Here is a 23,644-nt window from a genome sequence, read left to right as displayed (position 1 = left end):
AGGCGGAGAATTGCCTACACCTCATCTCCGCCGTCCTTTGCTCCTTCCGGATTATACAGCCGAAACTGCCAGAGCAGATTTGCATACGCCTCCTGCAGCCGGCTGAACTCCTCCCGCCTCCGTTCTTCCTCATCAGCTGACGGTGAGTTTTCGCCGTATCCGATATTTAGCTGGATGTCAGGATGAAGTCTGGATGCCATTTGCCGGTACCTGGCTTTCACATCGGCTTCAGTACACCCCTGTTCAAGTTCAAGAAGTGACAGATGCCGGGAATTTAAATAGGGCATGGATCTGAGGCGCTGCCGGATTTCCCTTATCCCCAGCCCCATGGGTTCAAAAATTTCCTGCATCAGACCGTATTCTTCTCTGCTCAGGCCCCGTTCGTCCATTCCTGCCAATCGATGCAAGAGATTAAAAAGGAAGTCCCGCTCTGTTTCTCCTCCGTAGCTGTACATCTGTGAGAGTTCAATAAATTCCGGAGAACTGATGCCGTAGACCTTCACAAGCCAGGAAATATTCAGCCCAGATTCATGGCGTACTGCTGCATTCCAAAAATCTTCAAGCTGCTTTTCATCCAGACTCCGAACAGAGAAAAAGTTTCTGACTGAAGTTATCACCATGTTTTTCGCGGCTTCTTCATACGCCTGATCCAGAGAAATCATTTTCACGCTGAGGGCAATTGCAGCTGCGGGCCTGGCAAGACGTTTCATGCGGGGAATAAATACTCCCTTGGTGAAAAACGCTTCCAAATCCCGCTTATTTCTTTGAAGGGTCAGCAACTGATCTACCAGCGTACCCACAATCACACCGAACAGCACTCCGGGTACTCCGAAGGGAATTCCCAAAATTGCACCGGAGATCTTGGCTCGAATCATCATTCCAGACGCTGACCTGCGGTAAACAAGAGAATAAGTATGAACAGAAGGGTTTGCAGAACCACCAATACAATCAGAGAGGGAAAGAAACCAAAGAGCACCAGCACCGAGTTCAGCATGTTTCTAAACACTAAACGATACAGTTCAAAAAGGCCCAAAGAAAAAACCGGAATCACCGGCACAAACACCCAGGTATACACCGGAGGACCGCTGAGATATCTGCTTCGCCCGCGCCAGGACATAATAATTACAAGAATCGAAAGGTTGATCAGACTGAAGGGCAGGAGAATTCGGTCAATGATTTCTGCCTGGGGAAAATCCGGGTTCCGCCCGTATTCCGGGTATATCCGGGAAAGGGCAAACAGCTGGAATACATTCACATCGTCGTAAAACACCGTGCCGGTGGACACGGACCAGAGTTCATTATTATCCAAGGCCATTCGAATTACATGTTCATCCACTTTGTCTGAAGACCCCTGAGGGTTCCGGAAAATTCCCTCGTCGCTGCGTACATAGTATTCGGGCTCATAGGATCTTTCCTGATTTTCCCTGTCGATTGCCCGGGTGATAAGGTAATTCCCCCGTAACTTCGCCCGGGGTGCTTTCACGTGCTCTATCACTCTACCTTCCCGGTCAATCACCATATACTCCAGATTGATGAAGTAGATTCCCGTAGTGGATCTCATCATCTGCTCGGTAGATATAAAGCGCTGATATTCCCCAGAATCCTGATCATCTGAGTTACTGCCCGCTTCAGAAGGTACCCGAATAAACACATGACGCCGAAGGTCGCCCCGGGCTGCCCGTGCAATTTCGTCAATAAAAAAGCTGATCTCCCGTACCTTTGGTTCCAGATACCCGAGATACGTTTCGGCATCCGGATCACCGGGAAAACGCTGTAAAATATCCTGAAAGATATAATACGACTCAAGAAAATTGCCTTGGTTGTAGGCGTTCGCCCCCCGCTCTTTCTGGAGATATACTTCCCGTTCCCCCATTTCGCGGTCATCCAGATTCAGTCGTGATATTTGTCTCAGGCTGTCTGATAGTATTCTTCGGGCATCGGGTTCGTTTCGGCTTTCATCGGGGCCCAGCGCCAGACGGCTGTAGAAAACGGCGGAGAAATAATCCTCTTCCGTGTAATAGTTTTGGGCGCGGTCCAGAATCTCACCATAACTGAGATTCAGTGGAAGACGGGGCTCGGACATTGCCGAATCCGACTCCGAATCGGATTGTGGACGCTGGTCCTGTACCTGCTGATTAATGTCATTCCCCTCATTATGCCGGGGAACCAAATCGAGAATGGCTTGTGCCGCCTCTTCTGCGGCGTCATAGTTTTTCCGATCCAGCGCACTGCGCCCCTCCTCGACCTGATCCGCAATAAAATCAGATCGATTTTCCGCATCCAGCCTGTTCTGATGCGCCCAGGGAAGAAGTAAAAGAAGCAAAAGCGTGTATAATATTACCGCAACAAGCAGAAAAACCAGAGCGCCCTGTATGACCGCAAAGAAAGATCCCCGGCTTCTGCCTCCCTGAATATCATCATGCCCAACGGCCATAGAAAAGCAGATAATGAAACCCACCGAAACAATAGGAATAAAATAGTCCAGATATTGGATGAGCGATGATGAGAAAATCCACTGACCGGCGAAGTAGCTTTCAAAATTCGCAGGTGTGAATACAATGGTCAGCACAATGATGATCAGGATTGAGGAAACGTGGGTCACCAACTGTATGAGAAGCATTTTCCGGTTCAACTGATTCATTCCCCCACCTCCCGGGACCACTCCGAGATGCTGGGAAGAAATGCATTCATGATAATGAAAATTATCGCAATAAAACTGAGTAATCCAGGAGCGATGTACCCCATTGCCCGCTCCTGGAGGAAGTTACTTGCTATATCCCGGATAAAAAACAGCTCCTGTATCCGGGTAAGCAATAATCCGCCAATATTTACAATGACCGCAAGAATAAAGTTAATCAGCGGCCAACGGGTAAGACGCAGAAAAATAAATGTACTGAATAAAAAAAGCATAAGACTGAAAATCAAAGCGCCATAGCGGTACGACAAATCATCCGCATACTCATCCAAGGTCTCAAACAATAAAGTTACCGTTGCGTCAATATCTCCGATTATTCCGCTTCTATGGAATAATTTCGCCCTGCTGTTTGTCACATCAGCCATGGATATAACCAGGGCTTTCGATTCGGGAGTCACTGTGCTTCGCTGATTCACAATAATCTCTTCTTCCGAGGGATCGAAAACCACCGATTCCAGGCTGCTGAGCCGGGAATCTGAAGCATCAACCGGCACAAGCAGCATATTGTCTTTCAAGTCTCCGGGCTGGGAATACACAGGAGTACTATGATGATATAACACCACCTGTGAAAGCAGACTTGTGGTGCTGTGTTCATGGTAAATGCCTCCGCCGGAATAATGATGTATTACACCGGATGTGAGGCCTGTAAGCTGAACCGAATCGGATGACAGTCCGGAGGTTTCCAGCTGGCGAACCCCATAATATCCAAAAAAGAACGTAGGCAAAGCAACAAGAAAGAGAAGGAGGAGGGCAACCCCCCGTTTTGACTGCAGAGAAAGAACAGAGCGGATAGAAATGATCACCGCTAGAACCCCACCCAAATAGAGACCGCTTTTCATTCCCCGTACAAGGTACAGCAAAATAAGCGCACTTCGCTCTCCGCCATCCATACGCTGAAACTCAGCTGCTCCAAGGAGTACGGAATAGCCGATAATGAGAACGGTAAGCAACAACAGAATGAGAATATAACGAAGCGGAATTACCAGTGCAGCTTTCACTTAATAAATGTTAGCATGTGGGGTTGGAGAATGCAACGAAGAAAGAACATAATGAATTCGTATTTTTTCGAATAATTTTCCGGCTTGTAAGTACTTAAAGAACGGAACACCCGCTGAGGCCAGGACCGAGGAGAGAACACTGAATCAACAGGAATTCAACAGCTTCATCACTCCCTATATCCCGAAATTGTACAGGAGCATCCTATCCATGGTACGAAATGCAACTGATGCTGAAGACATCATCCAGGAAGCTGTCATCCGGGCCTACACAAATATTTCCCGCTACGACAGCAGCCGGCCCTTTTACCCCTGGCTGCTGACCATCGGTCGAAATCTTGCCAGGAACTTTCTCAGCCGGAGGAACAGCCGGGAGAGCAGCGCAGAGGTTCCTCTGGATATCCCGGAAATTCACAGCAGCAACCCTGAACAGAGCGCCATTAAGCGGGAGGAGATACGAGCCCTTTATAAGGCATTGGAAAATCTTTCCCCGGAACACCGGCAAATTATTGAACTTAAACATTTTCAGGAATGCTCCTATAACGAAATCAGCGAGATATTATCTATTCCAAGGGGAACGGTAATGTCTCGGCTGTATTATGCACGAAAGCAGCTTCAGGCTGCATTGGAGAAGCAGGAATGACAGGTAAAAATGGAAGCACATTGTCAGACCATGATCAGGAATTGATCATGAGGGTTCAGGCCCTGGTGGACAACGAGATTCCCGGGGACGAAATAGATACGATCATTTCTGAGATCGAAAATAACCACAGACTCAGAGATGAATATATCCGGCTGCTTAAGCTGAAGCGGGAGTTAAGCAAACTCCCCAAGCTTGAACTGCGAAAAGAATGGTATGAAGAATTCGAGAAAAAACCCCGCTATAAGCGGGCTCTGATACTGGGAACAATTTTTGCAGTGGTATACATTATAACATCTCTGATAATGGGCGGATATGCCATGTTGGATCGGGGTATACCAGCCTGGGTGCGCCTTACAGCGGTAATCTCCATGGTAGGTACCGTGGGCTCTTTTTTGTTCCACACCTATACCAGCAGAAGAAAAGAAATGCGGGATGACCGCAGTTATAAGGATATTTTACGATGATGCTCTCCACAACAGACTCTATCCCCGATAAAAAAATCATTAAGCATTTCGGTCTCGTATATGGAAACACTATTCGGGCAAGGAATATCGGACGAGATATTGCTGCGGTATTCAAGATGATGGCCGGTGGCGAAATCGCTGATTATACCAAAATGCTTGCCGAGTCCAGGGAACAAAGTCTGGACCGCCTTATGGACAGTGCTTCCGAATTGGGAGCTAATGCGGTAATCGGGGTAAAATTCTCTACTACTTCCATGATGCAGGGCGCTGCTGAAATCCTGGTATACGGAACTGCGGTTCTGGTGGAATAGTTCTAATATCGATATTCAGAAAGCACTTTTCTCACAAGTTATCCACAAGCATTTTTTCAACCTGTATGTTCCAGATTGACTGTATGAGGCCCAAAAACATTCCAGAGGATCTGATCATAAGCATGCCAAGCGTCTAATTTATTACAATAAAGCATTTTATATATTGTCAATATGCTTTGTATGGAATTTTATCTTTTTTCCGCGGAAACAACTCAACAAATCTATAGCTCTTTTTACTTACTCCGATGTTATCCACAAGTTATGCACAAAAAAAGCCGGGGAGTATTCACCGGCTTTTTATTTTTCTGATGTATGAACACTGCTTTACTCGTTTAGCTTCTTTTTCAGTTCTTCCATCATGGAATCCACCTCCGGATCGGCCGGTGAAGGTTCGGATGAAGAGTTTTCTGTAGAATCTTTTGGGGAACGCTTATCTTCCAATGCCATCTTTTTCCGTAAGTCTTCCAGCATGGAATCGTCCGAACCGCCGGATTCAAGTTTTGCGAACTCATTTTCAATACTGCTGGAGTCCGGGCCTTCTATTTCACCGATGGCATCGGCTTCTGCTTCTATTTGATCCACCCTGCTGGCCATCTTCTCAAAAGCATCGAAGGCTGATGTATCGCTTAAACCGGAGATTTGATCCTGGATCTTCTTTTGAGCTTCCGCTCTTCTTGCTCGTGCAATGAGCAGGTTTTTTTTGCGTTGAGCTTCCTCTATCCGCTGCTGGAGTCCTTGCAGTGCACCCTTCAGTTTTTCAACCGATTCATGCTGGGCCTCATATTGCTCATTATATTTTTCGGAAGTAACATCGCATTCTTTTTTCTGCCCAAGGGCCTTTTTCGCCAGATCCTCATAGTGGCTTTTCCGCTCAGGTTCTTTGTCAGCCGCCTTAAGCGCGAGCACCGCACGTTTTTCCCACTCTTCGGATTTGCGCCGATGTTCGTTAGCCTGGCGCTCCAGTCGTTTTTCATCAGCAATTGCGCTGGCAACACTTTTCTTGGATTCAACCAATTGCTCATTCATATCCACAATCAGCTGATTGAGCATCTTTTCAGGATCCTCGGCCTTGCTGATCATCTGGTTGAGATTAGATTTTACAACCCGTCTAAATCTGTCAAAGATCCCCATAGCTCGGGCCTCCATTATCTGTTATCAAAATACTCCGGGAAGCCCAATCAGGCTTCCTGTTCATGTCCTGGCAGAAATATTTTCAGGCGGTCATAATGTTCTGCCAGACCCAGACCTATCGCATCCAGGCTTGCCTGTAACTCTTCCCGATCCATTGTGTCAAGCTCCAGCGTATCCATGAGAATAATATAATCATCCTCAATTGCATAGGCTCCATGTACAAGATCACGGTTCAGTTGAAGAAGTTCTCGGAATAATCGGAGTTCTTTTTTCTCATCATTTACCGGATAATTCATTACCTTTGTGCGGACAGTTAAAAGCGATTCATCCACAAAGAGCACGATCTGATTCAACCCCTTATCCGGATCATTGATTATCCAGACATCCTCACTGACTTTCTCATACGTTACAGCAAGAGCCAGAAGATAACGTTCTATTCGTTCTACATTCATTTTAAGTCCCCGTGTGGATCCCTGTAGAAGGGATTTGGATTTTAGCCGAGGAAAATCTGCCCTGAATTATCTATCGCCAGTATCGTCTTACAATTTGAACATCTGAACCGCCCCGGTTTGGAAGCCCGCAGACGGGTGGAACAGATGGGGCACTTGAATATTTTTGGGAAAATATCTGTATCGCTGGAGGCTGATCCCTTGGAAAAGAATTCCACCGCCTCATCAAGATTATCCTTGATATTGAAAAACTGAGCAAACCCCAGAAGTTGAAAAACTTCGTACACTTTCGGTTGAATTTCCAAAAGAACCAAGTCTCCGCTTCTCGGTTTTACCGCCTTTAGAAATGCGGTGAAGGATCCGATTCCGGTACTCGATACATAATTAAGACCGCTGCAGTGGAAAATGAGTTTGGTGAATCCGGCTTCAATAGCCCGATTAACCCGTTTCTGGAAAAAATTTGAATTATAGGTATCGATGTATCCAGTCAGGTAGAGCACCAGACAGCCTTCAGTACCATCAATCTTTTGAAGCCGAATCTTGAGGCTCTCATCCTTTTCTTCGTCAAATCCAGGTACGATGTCGTTATTACTCATGGTTCCCCTAAGACTTTGCAGTCCACTGTTAGTATTTTAAGCTGATTTAATTGTATTCAGCCCGAATTTTTTTGTCAAATAAAACGGACTATTTTTACCACTCAAGTCCTGCCCCGGCATTGATAACAGAGCCATTCACAGCTGAGGAGCGGAAGGACATCAGATATTCAATAATATCAGAAATTTTTTCAGGTTCAAGCAATTTAGCTGATTTTTTCAGAGTATCGAGAGATTTTTTAGAATAATACTCAGTTTTCACGTAACCAGGAAGCACGGCATTCACCGTTACCCCTTTAGCTGAAAATTCAGCCGACGCTGAGCGCACAAGACTGTTGAGAGCATATTTGGCTGCTCCATACACCGGGATTTTCCGATACGGGCGGTTATGATCAGATGCCGTACCTCCCAAAACCACAATCCTCCCGAAACCATTGGAAGCCATAACGGGGCCCAAAAGCTGAATAAGCCCCAGTGGTAAAAGAATATTCATGTCCAGAATAAAGGACGCATCGTCCAGGTTCTCCTGGGTAATGGATGATTCTCTCAGCGGGCCGTACCCCACCACCAATCCGTCTATCATTTCCCGATGGGGTTTGATTTTTGACAGAAGTAGGCGGATATCTTCCCTGGAAGAAAGGTTTTGCTCCAGTGTGTAGACTTGGGATGCTCCTGCACTTCGGAGTTCTGCAGCAGCAGATTCCAGGCGCGCCGCATTTCGGCCGTGAATAAACAGTCTGCAGCCTCGGGCAGCCAGGCGTTCAGCTACATTTCTTCCGATTCCGCCTGTAGCGCCGATGATAAGGCAGCCGTGTTCTTCCAAGTCCATTCCTGCTCCGATGTTTTCTCCTGCGTTCTTGACTGGCATCACCGGCAATCTTATCATGGAACAGGAGGTAGTAGCTATGATCCGGATTATGAGAATTTGTTTTTCTGTAATGGTGTTTTTTTCTGGAGCAGCAATCCTGGGTGCACAGGAATCCGGGCTTATACGTATTGATGAATTGGAAAATTACATTGATCTGAATACCAGTCTCATTGAATTATATGAGTTCATTGAGATCGGAGAAGAAATACCTTCGGACAGGTATTATCTTATCCCGGGTACGGTTACCTCCATTTCCACACTGGATCCAAATCCGGAAACTTTCTATTCGGAGGTGGAATTCAGTTCCGCCCGGTGGATTGGTCAACAGGAGATCCAATCCTATAATTCACTCCTGATTTTTCTGGATGAATCATTTGCACCCCGGCTTCCCCAACGCACTCCAAGAAATCCGCCCGGGAATCTTATCGAAAAAAACAGCCGTGGAATGGCCGTTGCCGAATATTACGATATTCTCGAAATGCCCGATGGCTCTGTTGTTCCGGTATTTATTGCTCACATCTTCAGAAACCTTGAATAGATGAAGCAGAGCACAATGCACGGCAAGGCGTGGGCACAAAAACACTACCATCAAGAATGAAACCTTTATTCTCTTTCCTGTATGGGACCCTTGAGCTAAAGGGGCTGAGCTCCTTCATTAACCGGCTCCTGCTGCTGGGGCTCATTTTGCTGGCGGACGGATACAGCCTTCTTCAATGCGCATCGGTAATGGGGGGGATCGGTTCGCTGACTCTTACCGCATCCTCGGCACTGCTGGGTGCACTCATCGGAGGAAGCAGTTATCATCGCTACAGCCGTAAGATACGTCAGGAAATCTCCCGGGGAATATATCCGCTTCGGGAGTTTACCCATTTATCCGCTCTGCTGCCGGGTGTAATTCTGATGACCCTGCCGGGCCTCAGCAGTACCCTCATTGGGTTTCTCTTCTATATTCCTCCATTGAGAATGGCAGCAGGGAGAATTATCTACCGCCGCTGGGAAAGCGGCTTTCGTGAGCTCTATAGTTTCCAAAGGGCCTCAGAAGAGTAATTCAGCGAAAAAGCCGGTGCAAAAGAAGACGCAGCCAGAATAAAAGAAACACCGGCACCCGGAACAGCTTTCCCGGATGACTGTATAGTTCCCAGATCCACTCATGTCCCCGGCGAACGGCAACCTTTCCGGGACGCTTTCGTTTTTGGATAATAAAATCGAACCACTCGCCGCTCCAGATCATAATTCCGCTGTTCAACACATTCCGCCGGACATATAGCCAGCGGTCCCTGCCGGGAAGACCCGATCCGGCAATGAGAAGGTGGGGATTGGCTTTATGGACGGCCATGGCGACCGGGATGGACATATGTTCTGGAAACACCCCGGAATATTTTCCCAGGAAGCGGATGTTAGGAAAGGTTTGTCGTACATTCTGTTCAACGGCAACAATATCCTGCTTTCCCGCCCCAAGCAGGAACAGGCTGCCTCCCATGGATTCCAACCAGGTTAGAATCTTAATTATTGTCTGGAAGGGATAATAGCAATGCAAGGGAGGATGGCCGAGGAAACGGGCCATTCTGGAAATGGCTCTGGAAACAGGCAGTACCAATGCCGCATCCTGCATTGTCCTGCGAAGCATGGGGCTGTGGTGCGCCCTGACTATATCCCAGCTTCGCACAAACATGACCTGAGATGCCTTGGATGTACCCTCGCCCAGAAGCCCGGATAAAACAATCATGAGATTCCGGGGCTCTACTATGTCCACCGGTACACGGTGTAAAAATACCCGCTTTACAAGTCCTGATCGGCCGGTGAAAGATCGTTCGGTTGCCAAGAGTATCCCTCCAGTAAAATTGTGCGAACCGCGGCCAGGGCATACAGGGCTGCGGTCTCGGTTCTGAGAATGGTATCACCAAGAAATACCGGGTGAAAAGCCATCTTCTGCATTTCTTCGCATTCATCGGGGCTGAATCCCCCTTCCGGTCCAACCGCAAGGTGTACGGCCCGGGGTTGGGTGGTGTCTGCATCCCGAGCCGCGGCATCTGATAAAAGCTTATGAAGGCTCGCTTCACCCAGGAAAATCTGATGCAAGAATATTCCCTGGTTCATCCGAGTTTCATCCTCCAGGGCCCGGGTGCAGGCCTGCTGCATGGAAGGTCCGTATGAGAGAGCAGGAAGACGTGGTGAATTGGATTGCTGAACCGCCTCTTTCAAAATCTTCTCCCAGCGCTCCGCCTTCCTGCTGAACTCCTCTTTTGTCATTTTCACCTGTGAATTTCGGCTGGGTACAAGAGTGATACCCGAAACTGCGAGCTCGGCAGCCTGTCTGAGTATCAGGTCCGTCTTCTTGCCCTTCGGTATGCCCAGAATGAGATGCAGATCGGGAATTGCTGTGGAGTCGGCGCTTTGTGCCCGGGTACCAGCAGCCTGCTCTGGCGGTTGTTCTTCCGGAATAAACTCCAGAACACGCAGACTCAGCCCGCCCCGGAAAACAGAGTGGAGCCGGGCGCGGGCGGCCACGCCCGCTGCATCCCGAATCTGAACTTCCGCCCCGAGCTCCAGCCTTCGCACGCGTATGAGGTAATGAAAATCCTCCCCGTCGAGCAGGAGAGTATCATCCGGCTTTAGCTGAGCCAATGATTGGGGAACAATAAACTGTTTCATAGCTCTCTGCAGGTCACCGCCGGCTATTGCAGCGCAGGCTCGGGTAACCCGCGGCTCCTGGATGACATGGAACGCTCCTCTTCCCGGGAGTTGATAATCCGGCGGGTCTCGTTCTCCCGGAGAATTCTCACCGCTTCCTGGAGGACCAGATCATAATCAAGATCATAAGGGGCACTTTCATTGCTTCGCACTTCCAGCTCCAGGGTGACCAGTCTTCGAAACAGTCGTTCGTTCACATTGAAGCCCTCCTCCCGGAGACGGTTAAAAAATTGACGGATCCGCTCTTCTCCGGGATTATTGCCGGCCTGATCTAGAAACTGCTGTATGCGGTTCTCCTGCTGAATGGTAATCAGGTCTTCACTCTCTTCTTCGCTCAGCTCCGGCTCTTCCACGGTAACATCGGGCTTGATGCCGATTTTATCGATAAATGACTCGCTGGGAGTATAGTATTTTGACATGGTAAGACGGAATCCGCCGTCGCCAAGACTACGCACCTGCTGCACCGAACCCTTGCCGTAGCTGGTGGTTCCGACGATTACCGCCCGATCCCGGTCTTTCAATGCACCGGCAAGAATTTCCGCCGCACTGGCGGTACCCTCGTTTATCAGCACAATTATTTCTGATGAGTTTCCAAGGATATTTCCCTGACGAGCATAAAATGCCTGGTTTTCCCCGGCCACCCGGCCTGCAGTTCCCACCACCAGACCGTCATCGAAAAACAGGTCGGCTGTATCTACAGCAGAGGTAAGCAGCCCTCCGGGATTGGTTCGTAAATCCAGAATAAACTCTCTATGACCGCTGTTCTTCAGCTCCCTGAGGGATTCTTCAACTTTCTCTGCGGTCTTCGGGGTAAACTGAATAATTCTTACATATGCAATATCTTTATCCATGGCAGCGGAGCGTACCGTGGGTATTTCTATAATGGCACGTTCAAGTTCTATGGTCAGCTCGTTCTTCATGTTTCTGAGCACCGTGATCTCAACAGCAGAGCCCGGTTCGCCCCTCAGTCTGTCCACAACTTCATCAATACTAAGTTCGATGGTGGACTCGCCTTCAATCTCAATTATCAGATCCCTGGGGCGCATTCCTGCACGATAGGCCGGAGTTCCTTCTATTGGACTGACAACCTCCACCCACTCCTGAAGCTCAGGACGGTCTTCATCGGGTCTGACTTTATTGATATACAGCCCTACACCGCCGAATTCACCGCTGGTTGTATCGGTGAGGCTGCGCATATCTTCGGTATCCAAATAGGCTGAATAGGGATCGTCCAGACTTTCAAACATCCCCTTCATGGCCCCTTCTATGAGAACATCCGCATCAACTTCTTCCACATAGTTTTCCTGAACGAAGTTAAATACCTGACGGAACGTGCGAAGAAGACGCTCTTCCTCGAAACTGTTCATGTCCTGCCCATATACAGCGGGTGAAAAAAATAAAAGAGCCGTAACCGAAAGACCGGCCAGAGCTGTGAAAAACCAGTACATCTTTTCCCGTGAATGAATTTTCATGAAACCACCTGTTAATTTACCATTCTAAGATACCACAAAAGATAGAAGAGATCATTCTTACATTCTTGACTGGGACTTGTCACGCACCTACACTTCATACTAATGAAGCAGATAAATTATTACGCATTCTTCCTCTTTTTTTGGGATATCCTGCGATTCGGGATACTTGGAATCTTTCTTCTCCCGGCTTTCGCAACATCCTTCTCTATTGTAGAAAACCCTTCTTCAAACTATCGGTTACTATTGTGGCTGGCTGCACCCCAGCTTATTATTCCCAGCTACCTGGGTGCCGTAGCCCTTGGGTTCACCGGAGACACCCTGCTGAAGCACATCGGCCTTGTGGTGAAAAGTCTGAGCCTTATACCGGGCATTGCGGCTCTCATAATCATCGTTCTGGGCAATTTGCAACAGACCGGCGGTGCATTCAGCGATTTCAGTGAACTACAGATGATTCTGCGACTCAGTATGATCATGCTTTTTGATCTGATTTTCTGTATAATGGTGCTTGCCTACCGGCGAAAACAATCCGATCAGGAGATCTGAACATGCATATAGTACCTATAGCCAGCGGAAAAGGAGGGGTAGGCAAATCCCTTTTTACTGCCAATCTGGGCATTGCTCTAGCTCAGGCCGGCAAACGCGTCATCCTTATAGATCTGGACCTGGGCGGATCCAACCTTCATCTTATTCTCGGCATCCGCAGGTATAAACTGAGCATCGGACACTTCCTCAATAACGGGCGCATGAAGCTTGAGGAGCTGTTGGTGGAAAGCGGCTATGAAGGGCTTCGCTTTATCCCCGGAGATGCGGAGGTTCCGGGCCTGGCAAATATCACCGCCGCACAAAAAAACCGCATTATACGGCAACTGGGCAAACTCGACGCAGACTATGTGCTGCTTGATCTGGGTGCGGGAACACACACCAATACAATAGAGTTTTTCCTCGCTTCCCGGCACGGTATCATCGTAACGAATCCCACTCCCACCGCCCTGGTGAATGCGTATCTTTTCATAAAAAGCACCGTATTTCATCTACTGAACAAGGCAGCCGCACGGAACAGCCCAGGTGAGCGCTATTTGAAGAGTATTCAAAAAGATGCGGATAACATGCAGCGTATTTATATAATGGACTTACTGCGGAAGCTTCAGGATATTGATCCCGAATGCTATGACAGCTTCCGGGAAAAGACCGGTAAATTTCTTCCCCGTCTGGTTCTGAACATGCTGGAGGACCCCAAGGATGCGGAAAAAGTACAGAAGCTCCGACGTTCCATACAACAGTATCTGGGAATGGATATGGAGCATCTGGGCGTAATGTATCGGGATGATGTGCAGGACATTGCTCTCAGCAGCAGGCTCCCGATAATAATTTACAAACCAAAGTCCGTTCTCTCCCAGGCGATCACCAGAATCGGAGACAAACTTCTCCAATATGAAGATGTGGATGATGAAGAATTGATAAGCTTTGATGATTATGACGACTCATATGAAAATGCCGAGAGCGAAGCGCAAATAGATTATGAATCCAGAATTGAGTATATTGAGGAGCTGCTCCACAGCGGAACCCTGACAACCGGAGATCTGATTGAAACCGTGAAATCACAGCAGCTGGAGATAAACGCCATTCGAAGGGAAAACATCCTTTTGAAAAAAAAGCTTATGAAAGCTGCCGATCAGGGGTACGAGGTATAGCATCGAATACCAATTTCAAATAATTACGGCTACCGTGAGACGGGAGCCGGATATGATAAAAGTCTTGAAAGGACCGTAACGACTGAACCATGGCCAAAAAAGAGATTAAATTACAGGGCTCACCCCAACTCATTATCGAAGATGACAAGCTCCAAGCCAGAATTCAGTTTACCAAATCTACTGAAGGCCCCGATTGGAATGGGGAAAAAATTATCAACCTCCTGAGAGAAAAGGCTATTCGATATGGGTTCAAGGAAGACGATATAGCCGAACAGCTCAAAATCGCCGGAGAAAAAAGCGGTAAGGAAGTGAGTTTCATTGCCGCAAAAGGCGATCCCGCCACCGACATGCGACCGGAAGAGCCGGAGTACGCAGAGCTCACAATCCCGGAAGAACTTGCACAACCCATTTCTGAAAAACTACAGCTGAGCAGTTCACCTGATATCCAGAAAAAGAATGTAACCAAAGTAAAAAAGCAAAAAACTGTACAAAAAAAGTCCCCCATTCCCTTCATGCCATCCAAGGAAGAACTTGCTTCCTATACAGAAGAGGAGGTGAGCTTCGAAAAGGTATATGTGGATCCCACCGTGGAATCGTATTCTTACGTTACCGAGGGAGAACTTATTGCCCAGATTCATCCTGTTACCCCGGGAATTCCCGGAAAGGATATTTTCGGGGATATTATCCAGCCGAAGAATCTTCCGGACCCGTACTTTTACAACGGGGAAAACACAACCCGCACCGGCAGCGATATTCGAGCCGATCTCAGCGGAATTCTGCGGCGGGGAAGCAACTGGACTGATGTTGTTCCCTTCCGGGGTCATGAATGGGATATTCGACTCAGTGAAGATAAGGCAACCTGCCTTCTAGATTTCCACCCCGGCGATAGCCTGGTTCCCCTGCCCGAATACTCCCAAATCCGAGGAAGAATAGAAGAACTTGAATATCCGATGGATACGATCATGCCCGAGGGAGAGATCGCCAACCTTCTCAAGCACTCTCTAGAGCATCAGACAGCCATCGTGGCCAAGGCCATCAGCGACAGTCAGGATGCCCACTTTGAAATCACCGTCAGCGAAGACGGTCTCCGCGCCGAGCTGCAAGTACGAAAAGGCCGGGGCGACGGCCACCCCCTTGTCTTGAAGGAGCTGGGTAAGGCGATTAACGCCAGCGGCATTTCAATTGCCGATCGTGCACAGCTGAAGCAGGATATTCTGGAATACTATAACTCCCCGGAACTAGAACTGACTAATTACCTATTGGCCGAGGGGAAAGCCCCGAAGGAAGGTGCCGAACAGCCCATCGATTGGTCCGCCCGTTTCCTGGACGAAAAAGAATATCTGGATCTGAAAAAAGAAATTGATGATAACCGCGACGAGCTCCAGACCGATGAAGACGGCGGCAAATTTCCTCTGGATTCAATTGATGCTCTTGCGTACGTGGAAGATGAACAGCGTATCGTTACCCTGGGGCAGGCCCAAAAAGGCGAACCTGGAGTGGATGTGTACGGCAAAACTATTGAGGGTCTGCTAGGCAGAAGTGTCGACTTTGTGCTCCACGATTCAGTTGAGCGCAAGGACAATATCATTATTACACGAAGGGCAGGTCTGCTCGAGCGGGCTTCGGTGGAACATGTCTATCACCTCAGAGTTCGGCCCCGGAGGGACAGCAGAATCACCGTAAACCTGCGTAATGACGCCATGGAAGCCTCTATCAGCATAGATCCCGGCGAAGGCAGCGGAGCAGTTCTCACCGAGCAGCTGATCCGGGACAGCATAGAGGCTGACGGTGTGGTTAAGGGGATTGATGAAGAGCTTCTGAAGGATCTGATCCAACGTTCACTTCAGGGGGAAAAGATTCAAGATGAGGTATTCGCCCGGGGAGTCGCGCCCGAAGAAGGTGAAGGCGAAGCGGTCGATTTTCTCATCTCCCTGGCTGACAATGAGAAGGTCACCATCCGCGAAGACGGCAGCGCAGATTTTAAAACGAAAAATACCATGACCAGGGTAAGCAGCGATCAGGCAATTGCCCGAATTACCCCGCCGAAAACCGAACCCATCCCGGGATGGGACGTGTACGGACGAACTCTGGATCCAGGTGACGCATCGGGATCAAGCATGGAGATCAGCGATAAGTTCCGGAGAGAGAATCAGGAAGACGGTACGGTTATTCTGTATGCCACCGTGGACGGCGAGCTTCTGAACAAGGACGGAAAACTGGATCTCCTTGAAGTTCACACTGTTCAGGGCAATGTGGGAATGGAAACCGGAAATATCAAATTTCCCGGAACTGTGCAGGTTGCCGGCAACGTGGAGAATGGTTTCTACGTTATGTCCAATGAAGATATCAAGATCATGGGAGCCGTGGACCGGGCCCTTCTGTCCGCAGGCGGTGACATTCTTATACAGGGCGGCATCAAAGGCGGCGGGAAATCCCTCCTTCGCTCCAAACAAAATATACTTGCAGCATTTGTTGAGCAGGCGACCATTCTTTCAGTTCAGGATATGAAAATACAGAAAAGCGTCTTCCGCTCCAATGTGAAATGCAACGGTAAGCTGATCATGGGAGATAAAAGCAGCATTATCGGCGGTGTAGTGAAGGTTAAAGATGGCCTTGAGGTCCACAATCTTGGCTCAGAGCGGGGAGTTCAAACCCGGATCCATTTCGGCCAGGACTATCTGGTGGAAGACCAGATTCATGTCCAAGAAAAAGAAATAAAGAAATTTCAGATGCAGATTGCAGAAGCGGATGCAACCATGAAACAGCTTGCAAAAGAACGGAATCAGCAGAAGCTTAAAGAAGTCTTCAATAAAAAGACCAAATTGCTGAAGATGATGGAAAAGCGAAATTTGCATCTGTTTAACTTGAAGGAACGCTTTGAGCAGCATTTTGAATCCAAACTCGTCGTCCGGGGCAACCTGCACAGCGGAGTAGTGCTGGAGAGTCATGGCCGGGAAATGGAAATAATGAAAGAAAAAAAGAACGTGATTATTGCGTTTGACACCGGCCTCGGCCGTATTAATATTCAAGAAAACACCGCGGAGTAGAAACCTTATGATGTTACTGCAATACCCCTCCTGGCTGCGTCCGGAAGTGATTCCCGGCCTGCCCTTCAGATGGTACAGCATTATGTATCTTGTTGCCCTTCTGATCACCTATCTACTGGTAATACGTCAGGTAAAAAAACAACAGCTTGACAGCAATTCAGATGATGTACTGACCATGCTCATCTGGATTATGATCGCAGCTTTGTTGGTGGCCCGGATCTTTGCTACAACCGTTTATGATCCCACCGGTAAGTATCTTCGCAGACCATGGCTCATTTTCTGGCCGTTCGACGCTAATATGAACTTCACAGGTTTCCAGGGGATGAGCTATTTCGGCGGCCTGCTGGGAGCGGTGATCGGTATGCTGCTGTGGGCCCGGAAGTACAGGCAAAATATTCTGCTCTGGGGGGATGTAATCGTACACGCTTTTCCCCTGGGCTATACGTTCGGAAGATTGGGCAACTTTATTAACGGAGAATTGTACGGGCGCATAACAGCATCTCCTTTGGGAATGATATTCCCTGCGGCACGGAGAGTAAGCGTAAAAGACCCTTTGGCGGGGAAAATTATTGAGCAACTCGAATTTCCCGTCGCCCCCGATCAGGTTGCAGTGAACCTTCCCAGACATCCCAGTCAACTCTACGAGGCACTGGGAGAAGGTATTCTTCTGTGGCTACTGTTGTGGTTCGTGGTACGGCCCAGGAAACCCTTCCACGGTTTCAGCGTTGCATTGTATCTCATAGGATACGGATCAGCCCGCTTCATCATTGAATTTTTCCGGGAACTTGATCCCGGGTTTGATTTTTACACCCCGCTGAATCTCAGTCTCGGCCAACTTTTCAGCCTGGCATCTGTTCTGGGAGGAGCTGTGTTGATGACCGTGCTCTATGTTCGGCATAAAAGGCGCCCGAAAGTGGAAACCTTCGACAGCTGATCAGCCGGCCACGGGGGGGCGGCTCAAGCCTGCTCATTCTCCGTGACGGTGATATGCTCTGGGCATATGCCAGTCTTTGTATACTGAAAGAATTCTAAAAATGGCGATAAAAAAGGCCATGGCAAGGGCAATCCATGGCTCCAGCTGTTCAGAAGGACGGAGCATTCGTACTATGAGTACATACCCTGATCCTCCTAAGAAAGCAGCCATGGCATAAATCTCCCGCTGGAGCACCAGCGGCACCTCACGGGCCAGCACATCGCGAATCATCCCGCCGCCGGTACCGCTGATCATACCGATCATCACCGAGGAATATACCGGCAAGCCGTAATCAAGTGCAAGTCGGGTGCCCAGCACGGTAAAAATGCCCAACCCCACGGCATCCAGGATCCGTAGAGGATACTGGAGTGTCTCTATCCTCTCATACAGAAGGTACACAATGGCTGAAGCTCCTGCGGCAACCAAAAGATAGCTGGCGTCGCTGAGCACCAGGGGCGGAATATTGCCGATCATCACATCCCGCATAAGGCCGCCTCCCATGGCCGTCATGAGGGCAAGAATCAGACTTCCGTATAAGTCCATGTGTTTACGCACCGCCAGAATTGAACCGGAGACGGCGAAAGAGAGCACTGCAATGTATTCAAAAACGGTGAGGACGGTCATATTCAGTAATCATTCCCGAATCGAAATATGGAAACTCCCATGGAAATCAGGAGTGCGGCCAGAAGGACGGCAATTCCCAGAAAAATCAGCCATATATACCAGTCACCTGCAAGCGTGTAGAGTGTCGGTCCTCCTGAATTTTCCACGGGAATATCCACAGCACTTGCTGTGGCGGTGTAGCTTGGAAGCTCAAAGATAATCCTTCCCATTGGATCCACTGCGGTGGTCATACCGCTGGCTGTGCTTCGCAGGAGATACTTTCGGTGCTCGGTGGCCCGGAACAATGCAGCCGCAAAATGCTGCTTCGCCGCCACTTCAGTAAGGCTCCAGTAATCATTGCTGATATTCAGAATCATGTTAGCACCTTCCCGGACAAATCTCCGCACTTCCAAGGGAAACGCATCCTCAAAACAGATGGGTGTGGAAAACGTCATTTTCGGATGCTCAAACACCGTGGAGTCATGACCCGGCTCCCAAAAATTCACATCGTATTCCAGTAAAAACCGGTACAGTCCGGGTAACTGTTCTTCGTAAGGGAAATGCTCGGTAAAAGGTACAAGTTTCATTTTATGATAGGTATCCCGTCGGCGCCCCTGATCATCGAAAAGTACTGCAGCATTATAATTCAGGCGATCAAGCTCCCGGCCGCTCTCATCCAGCACCACTTCGTAATCGTCATTGCCGGTGAGAAGCCATGTTCCCATGTTCTCCTGATACTCCAGCATTTGCCTGACAAGGCGTACCAGTCTCCGGTCGGGATCCTGGTCATCAGCACCCCAGCGGGAAATATTCGGGACAAAGGCTGTTTCGCTCCAGGCAACAAGGTCCATCCCCGGGGCTGCAGCAAGAATACCGTCAGTGAGCCGGGTAAGGGTGCGGTAAACTTCTTCATAGTCGTGTTTACGGGGATCGGAGTTTTGCTGGACAAGAGCAATCCGCATGCTGCCTTCTTCGACTTCGGCGGGAGCTCCGGGTGTTCGTTCAGGCGGCATCAGGCGGACAACCCTCTCATCCTCATCCAGAGATATCCTGGCAACCTCCTCCGCCCCGCTGGGACCAGCTTCAAGCAGAGCGACGGCACCGAGAAGATGTATCGATACGACGTATGCCGCCGCCAGGGAAAAAACCATTTTTCTGGCGAGCTTGTAAGATCCTGAAAATATATAGAACGAGGCAAAAACCGCATTTGCAAGATACAGAATCTGAGAAATTCCCCACATTCCGGTAACTGCGGAATACTGGATGAGCAGAAGGTTTTTCCACTGACTGTGGGGCATAAGCGTCCATGGGTAGGCGGTAAATCCCTGGGTTTGCACCCAATCGAATACCGTCCAGACAGCACTGTATAGCAGGACAAACATCAGCACATGGAGGACGTAGCGCTCGGGAAAAATCTTTTCGAAATATCTCAGAATCAACTCTATACCCCAGAGAAGAAGGAAAAACACCACTCCGTATGTTCCAAGAATCAGAGTCGCAACTTGAAGACTTACCAGACTGAAAGTTCCGAGCCAGTAATTCTTAAGCAGCACGGTGAGAATCATCCAGAACACCCCGAAGAACATAAAACGGGGAAAGTAGCTTTTTCTGAGAATGATAAAGAGAGGTATGAGCGCACCCCAGCCCAGAAACCCCAAACCGTCATGATGAAGAAAGGAGGGAAAGCTGAAGCTGTAAAGAACTGCCGAACCGATCACCAGCAGGAGTTGGAAAAAACTATGAATATTTCTCCGACGCTGGCCCTTAACTGAGGTAAGCAGACGCATCCAAACCGCTGCCGGGTATACCAGCAGGTACAACCCGTACCTGAACATCACTCGTACACGCTGACTCCTGCTGTCCAGCGCTAAATCAAGTTCGCCGCCTGTTGCAATGAAACGCTGTACATAATCCATATTCGCCGCGAGGGCAAAAATATAGTTGAACAGAAAAATTATCAGAGTGAGGGCAAAAATAGCTTCAGGCAAAAATAGATGATCATCCGGGTAGGGCTTGTGCTTTCCCTGTCCCGTCTGTCTGCTCAGGTCATACGCCATTCTCCAGGCGTGTTCCACCTGATTCTTGGGCTGTGCCTGAATAAAAAATACAAATCCAGCAGACACATGGATAATCGCAAGGATAATCGGCACAATATCCGATTGCTGAAAGCTGTAAGGAATTCCTTTCTCAAAGAGAAAGAGAATAAATGACATGACGCCTATCAGCACATACAGAGCCGCCCAGGAGTATAGATGTTTTCTCATAGAGATATAATATTTTTTCCTGGAGGGAATGAAAAGCCCCGACGGCGGACTTGGATCAACTTAGCACCGCCGGGGGGAATAACATCAGATCAACGTCTATTTCTCCATTACAGAATCATTTTTTTTCATTACAGAATCCAATTCTTCCAGACCTGCATCATTCATCACCAGTTCAATGATTTTTCTTCCCATGGGATCCAGTTCCGGAGTGAGATACTGTTCGAGCTCCTGTTTGAAAAAATCTCCGAGAATCTTCGCACCGGCATCATAACCTTCTTTACCCACCTCTGTTTGATCCTGCACATGCAGGAGAGTGTGTGGAATGGTCTGTCCGTTTACACGGAGATTGGGCAGGGTGTATCCAAGCAAAGGACACCTGCTTTCTACAAGCTGTCCGTCCCGGAATTTCACCGATCCCCGGCGAGCGACATATTCCCGGACAATCCATTCCGCTTTAAACCCCACATGGTACGCACCGATATACTGGTTGGGAATAAGAATATGATCGGTCTCCGGGGTATTCCTGGTAACATCCAGAAGGATATTTGCCTGATTCACCCGCTTGCCGGTGGCGAAAGGCCAGTAGGATCCTACTCCCTCGCTGGAAAGCCCTTTAGTTGCTACAATGCTGGGGTTCGCGTGACCCCTGGGGGCAACAAGCCTCCAGAGCCAGCCCAGAGCCGGTGGAAGTATGTGCATCATTCCGACTATTCCGTAACTTGGATTCTCGCGGGTTGCTGGAGGAGTGCGGACCCCGAAGCTCCGGACATCCACTGAAACCTTTCCCTCCACCGTGTTATCTACAAATTTCCGGGGCATGATTACCCGGGGATTCGGGCAGGGTTTTCCCGGCTCGTCCATAGTGTGTTCCCATATGAGCGCCGTGGCTCCGGGTTTTCCGTCGATATTCAGATAGATAAGTGGTTCCGGAGGATCGATGCAGAGTTTTTCAATGTATGGTTCTTTTCCGTATTCGTTAAGATGGTCCACCCTGAGAAACCAGCCGTTTTCCGCGTCACTGATAATGAGTTTACCGTTCTCAGCATGGTGAGCTATTGCCATATCATCGGCGATGGGGTGTAGGTCACAGGTATCATGAAGCTCCAGGTAAAAATCATCTTTGGTAACAGTATTCTTGGCCATGAGAATCCGGCCGTCGCTTTCCCGGTGAATGGCCTGGGTCATTTCGCTTTTCCCCCCTCCGGAGGCTCCTTCATGGAGAATAACAAACTCATTGTCGTAGGGAGTCACCAGGCGAACAGCTGAAGAGTGAAGAGTTGTCCAATGCTCCTCCTCTCCGATTGTGAGAAGTACGCCGTACACTCCTTTTTTGGCACTGGGACCGGGGTACAGGTTGTAGCAGAACAGCTCGTGCAGCTCATCGCTGCGGTTATGTACGACAACCTGTTTCCCGTCAAAGTGGGTGTGCCGGAACGGGGGTGCGACATACAGCACTGCTCTGGGTGAAAAATCCTCGGGGATCTGGGATGCGGGTATAAAGCCCTGGAGGTCCGCCAGACCGGTTACGAAAAACCCTGCATTAGAGGGAGCAATCAGGAGCGAGGGATACCCCGAGAAGCGGTCGTTCCCGCTGAGAAAGGGCAGTACAACCACTTCGCCCAATGATTTGAACCAATCCATGGTTTCGGTTCTCGTGGGGTCGAAGGAGGTACCGTAGCGCTGCGTATAGGTCTCCTTGTCTGTAGGTTTATCATCGGCAATCAGCATGGCATTGGGGTCCCGACGTCGCATATAGGCTTCGGTGTAATTAACTGATGCGCCGTTCTTACAGCGGGTAACACGGGCTTCAACATATTTCCCCTTGCCGGGAATATCGTAGCTGACCTCAAACTCATCCGGTCTGCCCTGAAAGGTCAGTTCCAGAAGTTCCTGCCGGTTTTCCGGCAGGATAACATGGTTATTCTCAAGAATTTCACGAATATCCGAGGATACATTCAGTCGGTTCAGGTACTTTTGCTTCATGTCGTCTCCATATTTGTATAATTATACAGCATGATATGTATATATTTTCAAAACATCAAGACCCGTGTACCGCCGGCAGAGGGGTTCACGGGAAAAAGCGCGGGTATTTTCTTATATGGCAATGAATTTAGGAGAGCGCAGGCGGATTTTTGTTGACACTGAAATCTCTTTTATTGTATTCTCCCGATCTACTACTCAAAAGTAATAAAGGTGGTTTGGTATGGCAAAAGCAGCAAAGGGTGCCACCAAAGTGCGTCTGAAAAGCACTGAGAGCGGTCACTGCTACTATACAACCAAAAACAAGCGGAACTTACCCAATAAAATGGAACTTAAAAAGTACGATCCCATTGTTCGTAAGCACGTACTTTATAAGGAAACCAGCAAGTTCTAAGGGACATTCTGGAGGATACTGTGGCACGGAAATGTAAAATAAGCGGAAAAAAACCTCTCTCTGGTCATAAAGTTTCTAAGTCTAATATCAAGACGAACAAATGGCAGAGACCGAATATGCAGACCAAGAAGATCTACGACCCCGAACTGGGACGCGAAGTTCGCCTTCGCCTTTCTACCAGGGCACTGCGAAGCATCTCAAAAGTTGGACTTTCCGCATATCTGCGCAAAAAAGGACTCACACTCAAGGAAGTAATGTAGCACCGGAATCCCGGCACCTGAAAAACCGGTGCCGCCGGACTACAGCATTCCATTGATGCTGTGAACCGCATTGGCAGGTCAGAAGATGACCTGCCAATGCGGTTTTTTTTGTGTATCTCC

Annotated in this window: 24 protein-coding genes; 11 read left to right on the top strand and 13 right to left on the bottom strand. The window is 48.8% G+C overall.

The features are described from left to right. Positions 1-14: 14 nt before the first annotated feature. The 3 genes from AC52PS_RS01925 to AC52PS_RS01915 are packed head-to-tail and all read right to left on the bottom strand — an operon-like array spanning position 15 to position 3,693. Positions 15-878, bottom strand: a complete 864-nt coding sequence (locus AC52PS_RS01925; protein ID WP_495561336.1) for a DnaJ domain-containing protein — start codon at positions 876-878, stop codon at positions 15-17. Next, a complete protein-coding gene (locus tag AC52PS_RS01920) occupies positions 875-2,641 on the bottom strand; it encodes a hypothetical protein (protein ID WP_495561335.1) in 1,767 nt (588 codons plus the stop codon). Before AC52PS_RS01920 ends, AC52PS_RS01925 begins: the two co-directional genes overlap by 4 nt. Then, the gene (locus tag AC52PS_RS01915) at positions 2,638-3,693 is read right to left on the bottom strand and encodes a hypothetical protein (protein WP_495561334.1); all 1,056 of its coding nucleotides are present in this window, start codon (positions 3,691-3,693) and stop codon (positions 2,638-2,640) included. The genes AC52PS_RS01920 and AC52PS_RS01915 overlap by 4 nt, the downstream gene beginning before the upstream one ends. Positions 3,694-3,748: 55 nt before the next feature. Here AC52PS_RS01915 and AC52PS_RS01910 point away from each other — a divergent pair, with 55 nt between their 5' ends. Genes AC52PS_RS01910 through AC52PS_RS01900 form a run of 3 tightly spaced genes read left to right on the top strand, consistent with a single transcriptional unit; the run spans position 3,749 to position 5,108 of the window. Beyond that, on the top strand, positions 3,749-4,333 hold the full coding sequence (locus tag AC52PS_RS01910; RefSeq protein ID WP_495561409.1) for an RNA polymerase sigma factor: 585 nt from the start codon (positions 3,749-3,751) through the stop codon (positions 4,331-4,333). Next, a complete protein-coding gene (locus AC52PS_RS01905) occupies positions 4,330-4,797 on the top strand; it encodes a hypothetical protein (protein WP_495561333.1) in 468 nt (155 codons plus the stop codon). Before AC52PS_RS01910 ends, AC52PS_RS01905 begins: the two co-directional genes overlap by 4 nt. Beyond that, positions 4,797-5,108: a YbjQ family protein gene (locus AC52PS_RS01900; RefSeq protein WP_495561332.1), complete on the top strand. Its 312-nt coding sequence runs from the start codon at positions 4,797-4,799 to the stop codon at positions 5,106-5,108. The genes AC52PS_RS01905 and AC52PS_RS01900 overlap by 1 nt, the downstream gene beginning before the upstream one ends. Positions 5,109-5,432: 324 nt before the next feature. Here AC52PS_RS01900 and AC52PS_RS01895 read toward each other — a convergent pair whose 3' ends face one another. The 4 genes from AC52PS_RS01895 to AC52PS_RS01880 form a co-directional block, all read right to left on the bottom strand. Beyond that, positions 5,433-6,239: a PspA/IM30 family protein gene (locus AC52PS_RS01895; RefSeq protein ID WP_495561331.1), complete on the bottom strand. Its 807-nt coding sequence runs from the start codon at positions 6,237-6,239 to the stop codon at positions 5,433-5,435. 47 nt (positions 6,240-6,286) lie between these two features. Beyond that, a complete protein-coding gene (locus tag AC52PS_RS01890) occupies positions 6,287-6,691 on the bottom strand; it encodes a YbjN domain-containing protein (protein WP_495561330.1) in 405 nt (134 codons plus the stop codon). A gap of 41 nt (positions 6,692-6,732) precedes the next feature. Continuing rightward, on the bottom strand, positions 6,733-7,284 hold the full coding sequence (locus tag AC52PS_RS01885) for an STAS domain-containing protein (RefSeq protein WP_495561329.1): 552 nt from the start codon (positions 7,282-7,284) through the stop codon (positions 6,733-6,735). A 94-nt stretch (positions 7,285-7,378) separates the two neighbouring features. Beyond that, complete coding sequence (locus AC52PS_RS01880; protein WP_495561328.1) at positions 7,379-8,110, bottom strand: SDR family oxidoreductase; 732 nt, start codon at positions 8,108-8,110, stop codon at positions 7,379-7,381. A gap of 88 nt (positions 8,111-8,198) precedes the next feature. Here AC52PS_RS01880 and AC52PS_RS01875 point away from each other — a divergent pair, with 88 nt between their 5' ends. After that, positions 8,199-8,687 (top strand): hypothetical protein, encoded by a 489-nt coding sequence (locus AC52PS_RS01875; RefSeq protein ID WP_495561327.1) that lies wholly within the window; start codon positions 8,199-8,201, stop codon positions 8,685-8,687. A gap of 56 nt (positions 8,688-8,743) precedes the next feature. After that, complete coding sequence (locus AC52PS_RS01870; RefSeq protein WP_495561326.1) at positions 8,744-9,196, top strand: FxsA family protein; 453 nt, start codon at positions 8,744-8,746, stop codon at positions 9,194-9,196. Between the two features lies 1 nt (position 9,197). On the opposite strand, the gene AC52PS_RS01865 is transcribed toward AC52PS_RS01870, so the two are convergent. The 3 genes from AC52PS_RS01865 to AC52PS_RS01855 are packed head-to-tail and all read right to left on the bottom strand — an operon-like array spanning position 9,198 to position 12,312. Continuing rightward, positions 9,198-9,971, bottom strand: a complete 774-nt coding sequence (locus AC52PS_RS01865; protein WP_495561325.1) for a WecB/TagA/CpsF family glycosyltransferase — start codon at positions 9,969-9,971, stop codon at positions 9,198-9,200. Beyond that, the gene (locus AC52PS_RS01860; protein WP_495561324.1) at positions 9,929-10,801 is read right to left on the bottom strand and encodes an RsmE family RNA methyltransferase; all 873 of its coding nucleotides are present in this window, start codon (positions 10,799-10,801) and stop codon (positions 9,929-9,931) included. The genes AC52PS_RS01865 and AC52PS_RS01860 overlap by 43 nt, the downstream gene beginning before the upstream one ends. Before the next feature lie 23 nt (positions 10,802-10,824). Next, complete coding sequence (locus AC52PS_RS01855; protein ID WP_495561323.1) at positions 10,825-12,312, bottom strand: S41 family peptidase; 1,488 nt, start codon at positions 12,310-12,312, stop codon at positions 10,825-10,827. Between the two features lie 102 nt (positions 12,313-12,414). Between AC52PS_RS01855 and AC52PS_RS01850 the strand changes: the two genes are divergently transcribed. The 4 genes from AC52PS_RS01850 to lgt all read left to right on the top strand — a co-directional run bounded on the left by AC52PS_RS01850 (position 12,415) and on the right by lgt (position 17,984). After that, complete coding sequence (locus AC52PS_RS01850; protein ID WP_495561322.1) at positions 12,415-12,855, top strand: hypothetical protein; 441 nt, start codon at positions 12,415-12,417, stop codon at positions 12,853-12,855. A gap of 2 nt (positions 12,856-12,857) precedes the next feature. Then, positions 12,858-14,003, top strand: a complete 1,146-nt coding sequence (locus tag AC52PS_RS01845) for a nucleotide-binding protein (protein WP_495561321.1) — start codon at positions 12,858-12,860, stop codon at positions 14,001-14,003. A gap of 89 nt (positions 14,004-14,092) precedes the next feature. After that, positions 14,093-17,050, top strand: a complete 2,958-nt coding sequence (locus AC52PS_RS01840; protein WP_495561320.1) for a flagellar assembly protein A — start codon at positions 14,093-14,095, stop codon at positions 17,048-17,050. Positions 17,051-17,057: 7 nt separating this feature from the next. Further along, the gene (lgt, locus tag AC52PS_RS01835; protein ID WP_495561319.1) at positions 17,058-17,984 is read left to right on the top strand and encodes a prolipoprotein diacylglyceryl transferase; all 927 of its coding nucleotides are present in this window, start codon (positions 17,058-17,060) and stop codon (positions 17,982-17,984) included. A gap of 33 nt (positions 17,985-18,017) precedes the next feature. On the opposite strand, the gene AC52PS_RS01830 is transcribed toward lgt, so the two are convergent. The 3 genes from AC52PS_RS01830 to AC52PS_RS01820 all read right to left on the bottom strand — a co-directional run bounded on the left by AC52PS_RS01830 (position 18,018) and on the right by AC52PS_RS01820 (position 22,873). Further along, entirely contained in the window at positions 18,018-18,647 is a 630-nt protein-coding gene (locus AC52PS_RS01830) for a trimeric intracellular cation channel family protein (RefSeq protein WP_495561318.1), read from the bottom strand. Positions 18,648-18,649: 2 nt separating this feature from the next. Further along, positions 18,650-20,890 carry an apolipoprotein N-acyltransferase gene (gene lnt / locus AC52PS_RS01825; protein ID WP_495561317.1) on the bottom strand — a complete coding sequence of 747 codons (2,241 nt, stop codon included), beginning with the start codon at positions 20,888-20,890 and terminating at the stop codon, positions 18,650-18,652. Positions 20,891-20,986: 96 nt separating this feature from the next. Beyond that, complete coding sequence (locus AC52PS_RS01820) at positions 20,987-22,873, bottom strand: DUF4914 family protein (RefSeq protein WP_495561316.1); 1,887 nt, start codon at positions 22,871-22,873, stop codon at positions 20,987-20,989. Positions 22,874-23,093: 220 nt separating this feature from the next. Here AC52PS_RS01820 and rpmG point away from each other — a divergent pair, with 220 nt between their 5' ends. Together rpmG and rpmB are read left to right on the top strand one after the other, a co-directional pair. Further along, a complete protein-coding gene (gene rpmG, locus AC52PS_RS01815) occupies positions 23,094-23,264 on the top strand; it encodes a 50S ribosomal protein L33 (protein WP_024266427.1) in 171 nt (56 codons plus the stop codon). A 20-nt stretch (positions 23,265-23,284) separates the two neighbouring features. Beyond that, the gene (gene rpmB / locus AC52PS_RS01810) at positions 23,285-23,524 is read left to right on the top strand and encodes a 50S ribosomal protein L28 (protein WP_041400928.1); all 240 of its coding nucleotides are present in this window, start codon (positions 23,285-23,287) and stop codon (positions 23,522-23,524) included. The last annotated feature ends 120 nt before the right edge of the window (positions 23,525-23,644 follow it).

The organism is Salinispira sp. (assembly GCF_059431795.1).
Note: the sequence above shows the minus strand (reverse complement) of the source record. Positions and strands in the feature narration are given on the sequence as shown.

What these genes read in the sequence shown, in the direction of transcription:
- AC52PS_RS01895 (WP_495561331.1), bottom strand. Translation starts at nt 6,239, where the DNA reads ATGGGGATCTTTGACAGATTTAGACGGGTTGTAAAATCTAATCTCAAC.
- AC52PS_RS01860 (WP_495561324.1), bottom strand. Translation starts at nt 10,801, where the DNA reads ATGAAACAGTTTATTGTTCCCCAATCATTGGCTCAGCTAAAGCCGGAT.
- lgt (WP_495561319.1), top strand. Translation starts at nt 17,058, where the DNA reads ATGATGTTACTGCAATACCCCTCCTGGCTGCGTCCGGAAGTGATTCCC.
- lnt (WP_495561317.1), bottom strand. Translation starts at nt 20,890, where the DNA reads ATGAGAAAACATCTATACTCCTGGGCGGCTCTGTATGTGCTGATAGGC.
- AC52PS_RS01840 (WP_495561320.1), top strand. Translation starts at nt 14,093, where the DNA reads ATGGCCAAAAAAGAGATTAAATTACAGGGCTCACCCCAACTCATTATC.
- AC52PS_RS01875 (WP_495561327.1), top strand. Translation starts at nt 8,199, where the DNA reads ATGAGAATTTGTTTTTCTGTAATGGTGTTTTTTTCTGGAGCAGCAATC.
- AC52PS_RS01890 (WP_495561330.1), bottom strand. Translation starts at nt 6,691, where the DNA reads ATGAATGTAGAACGAATAGAACGTTATCTTCTGGCTCTTGCTGTAACG.
- AC52PS_RS01855 (WP_495561323.1), bottom strand. Translation starts at nt 12,312, where the DNA reads ATGAAAATTCATTCACGGGAAAAGATGTACTGGTTTTTCACAGCTCTG.
- AC52PS_RS01820 (WP_495561316.1), bottom strand. Translation starts at nt 22,873, where the DNA reads ATGAAGCAAAAGTACCTGAACCGACTGAATGTATCCTCGGATATTCGT.
- AC52PS_RS01830 (WP_495561318.1), bottom strand. Translation starts at nt 18,647, where the DNA reads ATGACCGTCCTCACCGTTTTTGAATACATTGCAGTGCTCTCTTTCGCC.
- AC52PS_RS01885 (WP_495561329.1), bottom strand. Translation starts at nt 7,284, where the DNA reads ATGAGTAATAACGACATCGTACCTGGATTTGACGAAGAAAAGGATGAG.
- AC52PS_RS01880 (WP_495561328.1), bottom strand. Translation starts at nt 8,110, where the DNA reads ATGGACTTGGAAGAACACGGCTGCCTTATCATCGGCGCTACAGGCGGA.
- AC52PS_RS01900 (WP_495561332.1), top strand. Translation starts at nt 4,797, where the DNA reads ATGCTCTCCACAACAGACTCTATCCCCGATAAAAAAATCATTAAGCAT.
- AC52PS_RS01845 (WP_495561321.1), top strand. Translation starts at nt 12,858, where the DNA reads ATGCATATAGTACCTATAGCCAGCGGAAAAGGAGGGGTAGGCAAATCC.
- AC52PS_RS01905 (WP_495561333.1), top strand. Translation starts at nt 4,330, where the DNA reads ATGACAGGTAAAAATGGAAGCACATTGTCAGACCATGATCAGGAATTG.
- AC52PS_RS01925 (WP_495561336.1), bottom strand. Translation starts at nt 878, where the DNA reads ATGATGATTCGAGCCAAGATCTCCGGTGCAATTTTGGGAATTCCCTTC.
- AC52PS_RS01870 (WP_495561326.1), top strand. Translation starts at nt 8,744, where the DNA reads ATGAAACCTTTATTCTCTTTCCTGTATGGGACCCTTGAGCTAAAGGGG.
- AC52PS_RS01850 (WP_495561322.1), top strand. Translation starts at nt 12,415, where the DNA reads ATGAAGCAGATAAATTATTACGCATTCTTCCTCTTTTTTTGGGATATC.
- rpmG (WP_024266427.1), top strand. Translation starts at nt 23,094, where the DNA reads ATGGCAAAAGCAGCAAAGGGTGCCACCAAAGTGCGTCTGAAAAGCACT.
- AC52PS_RS01920 (WP_495561335.1), bottom strand. Translation starts at nt 2,641, where the DNA reads ATGAATCAGTTGAACCGGAAAATGCTTCTCATACAGTTGGTGACCCAC.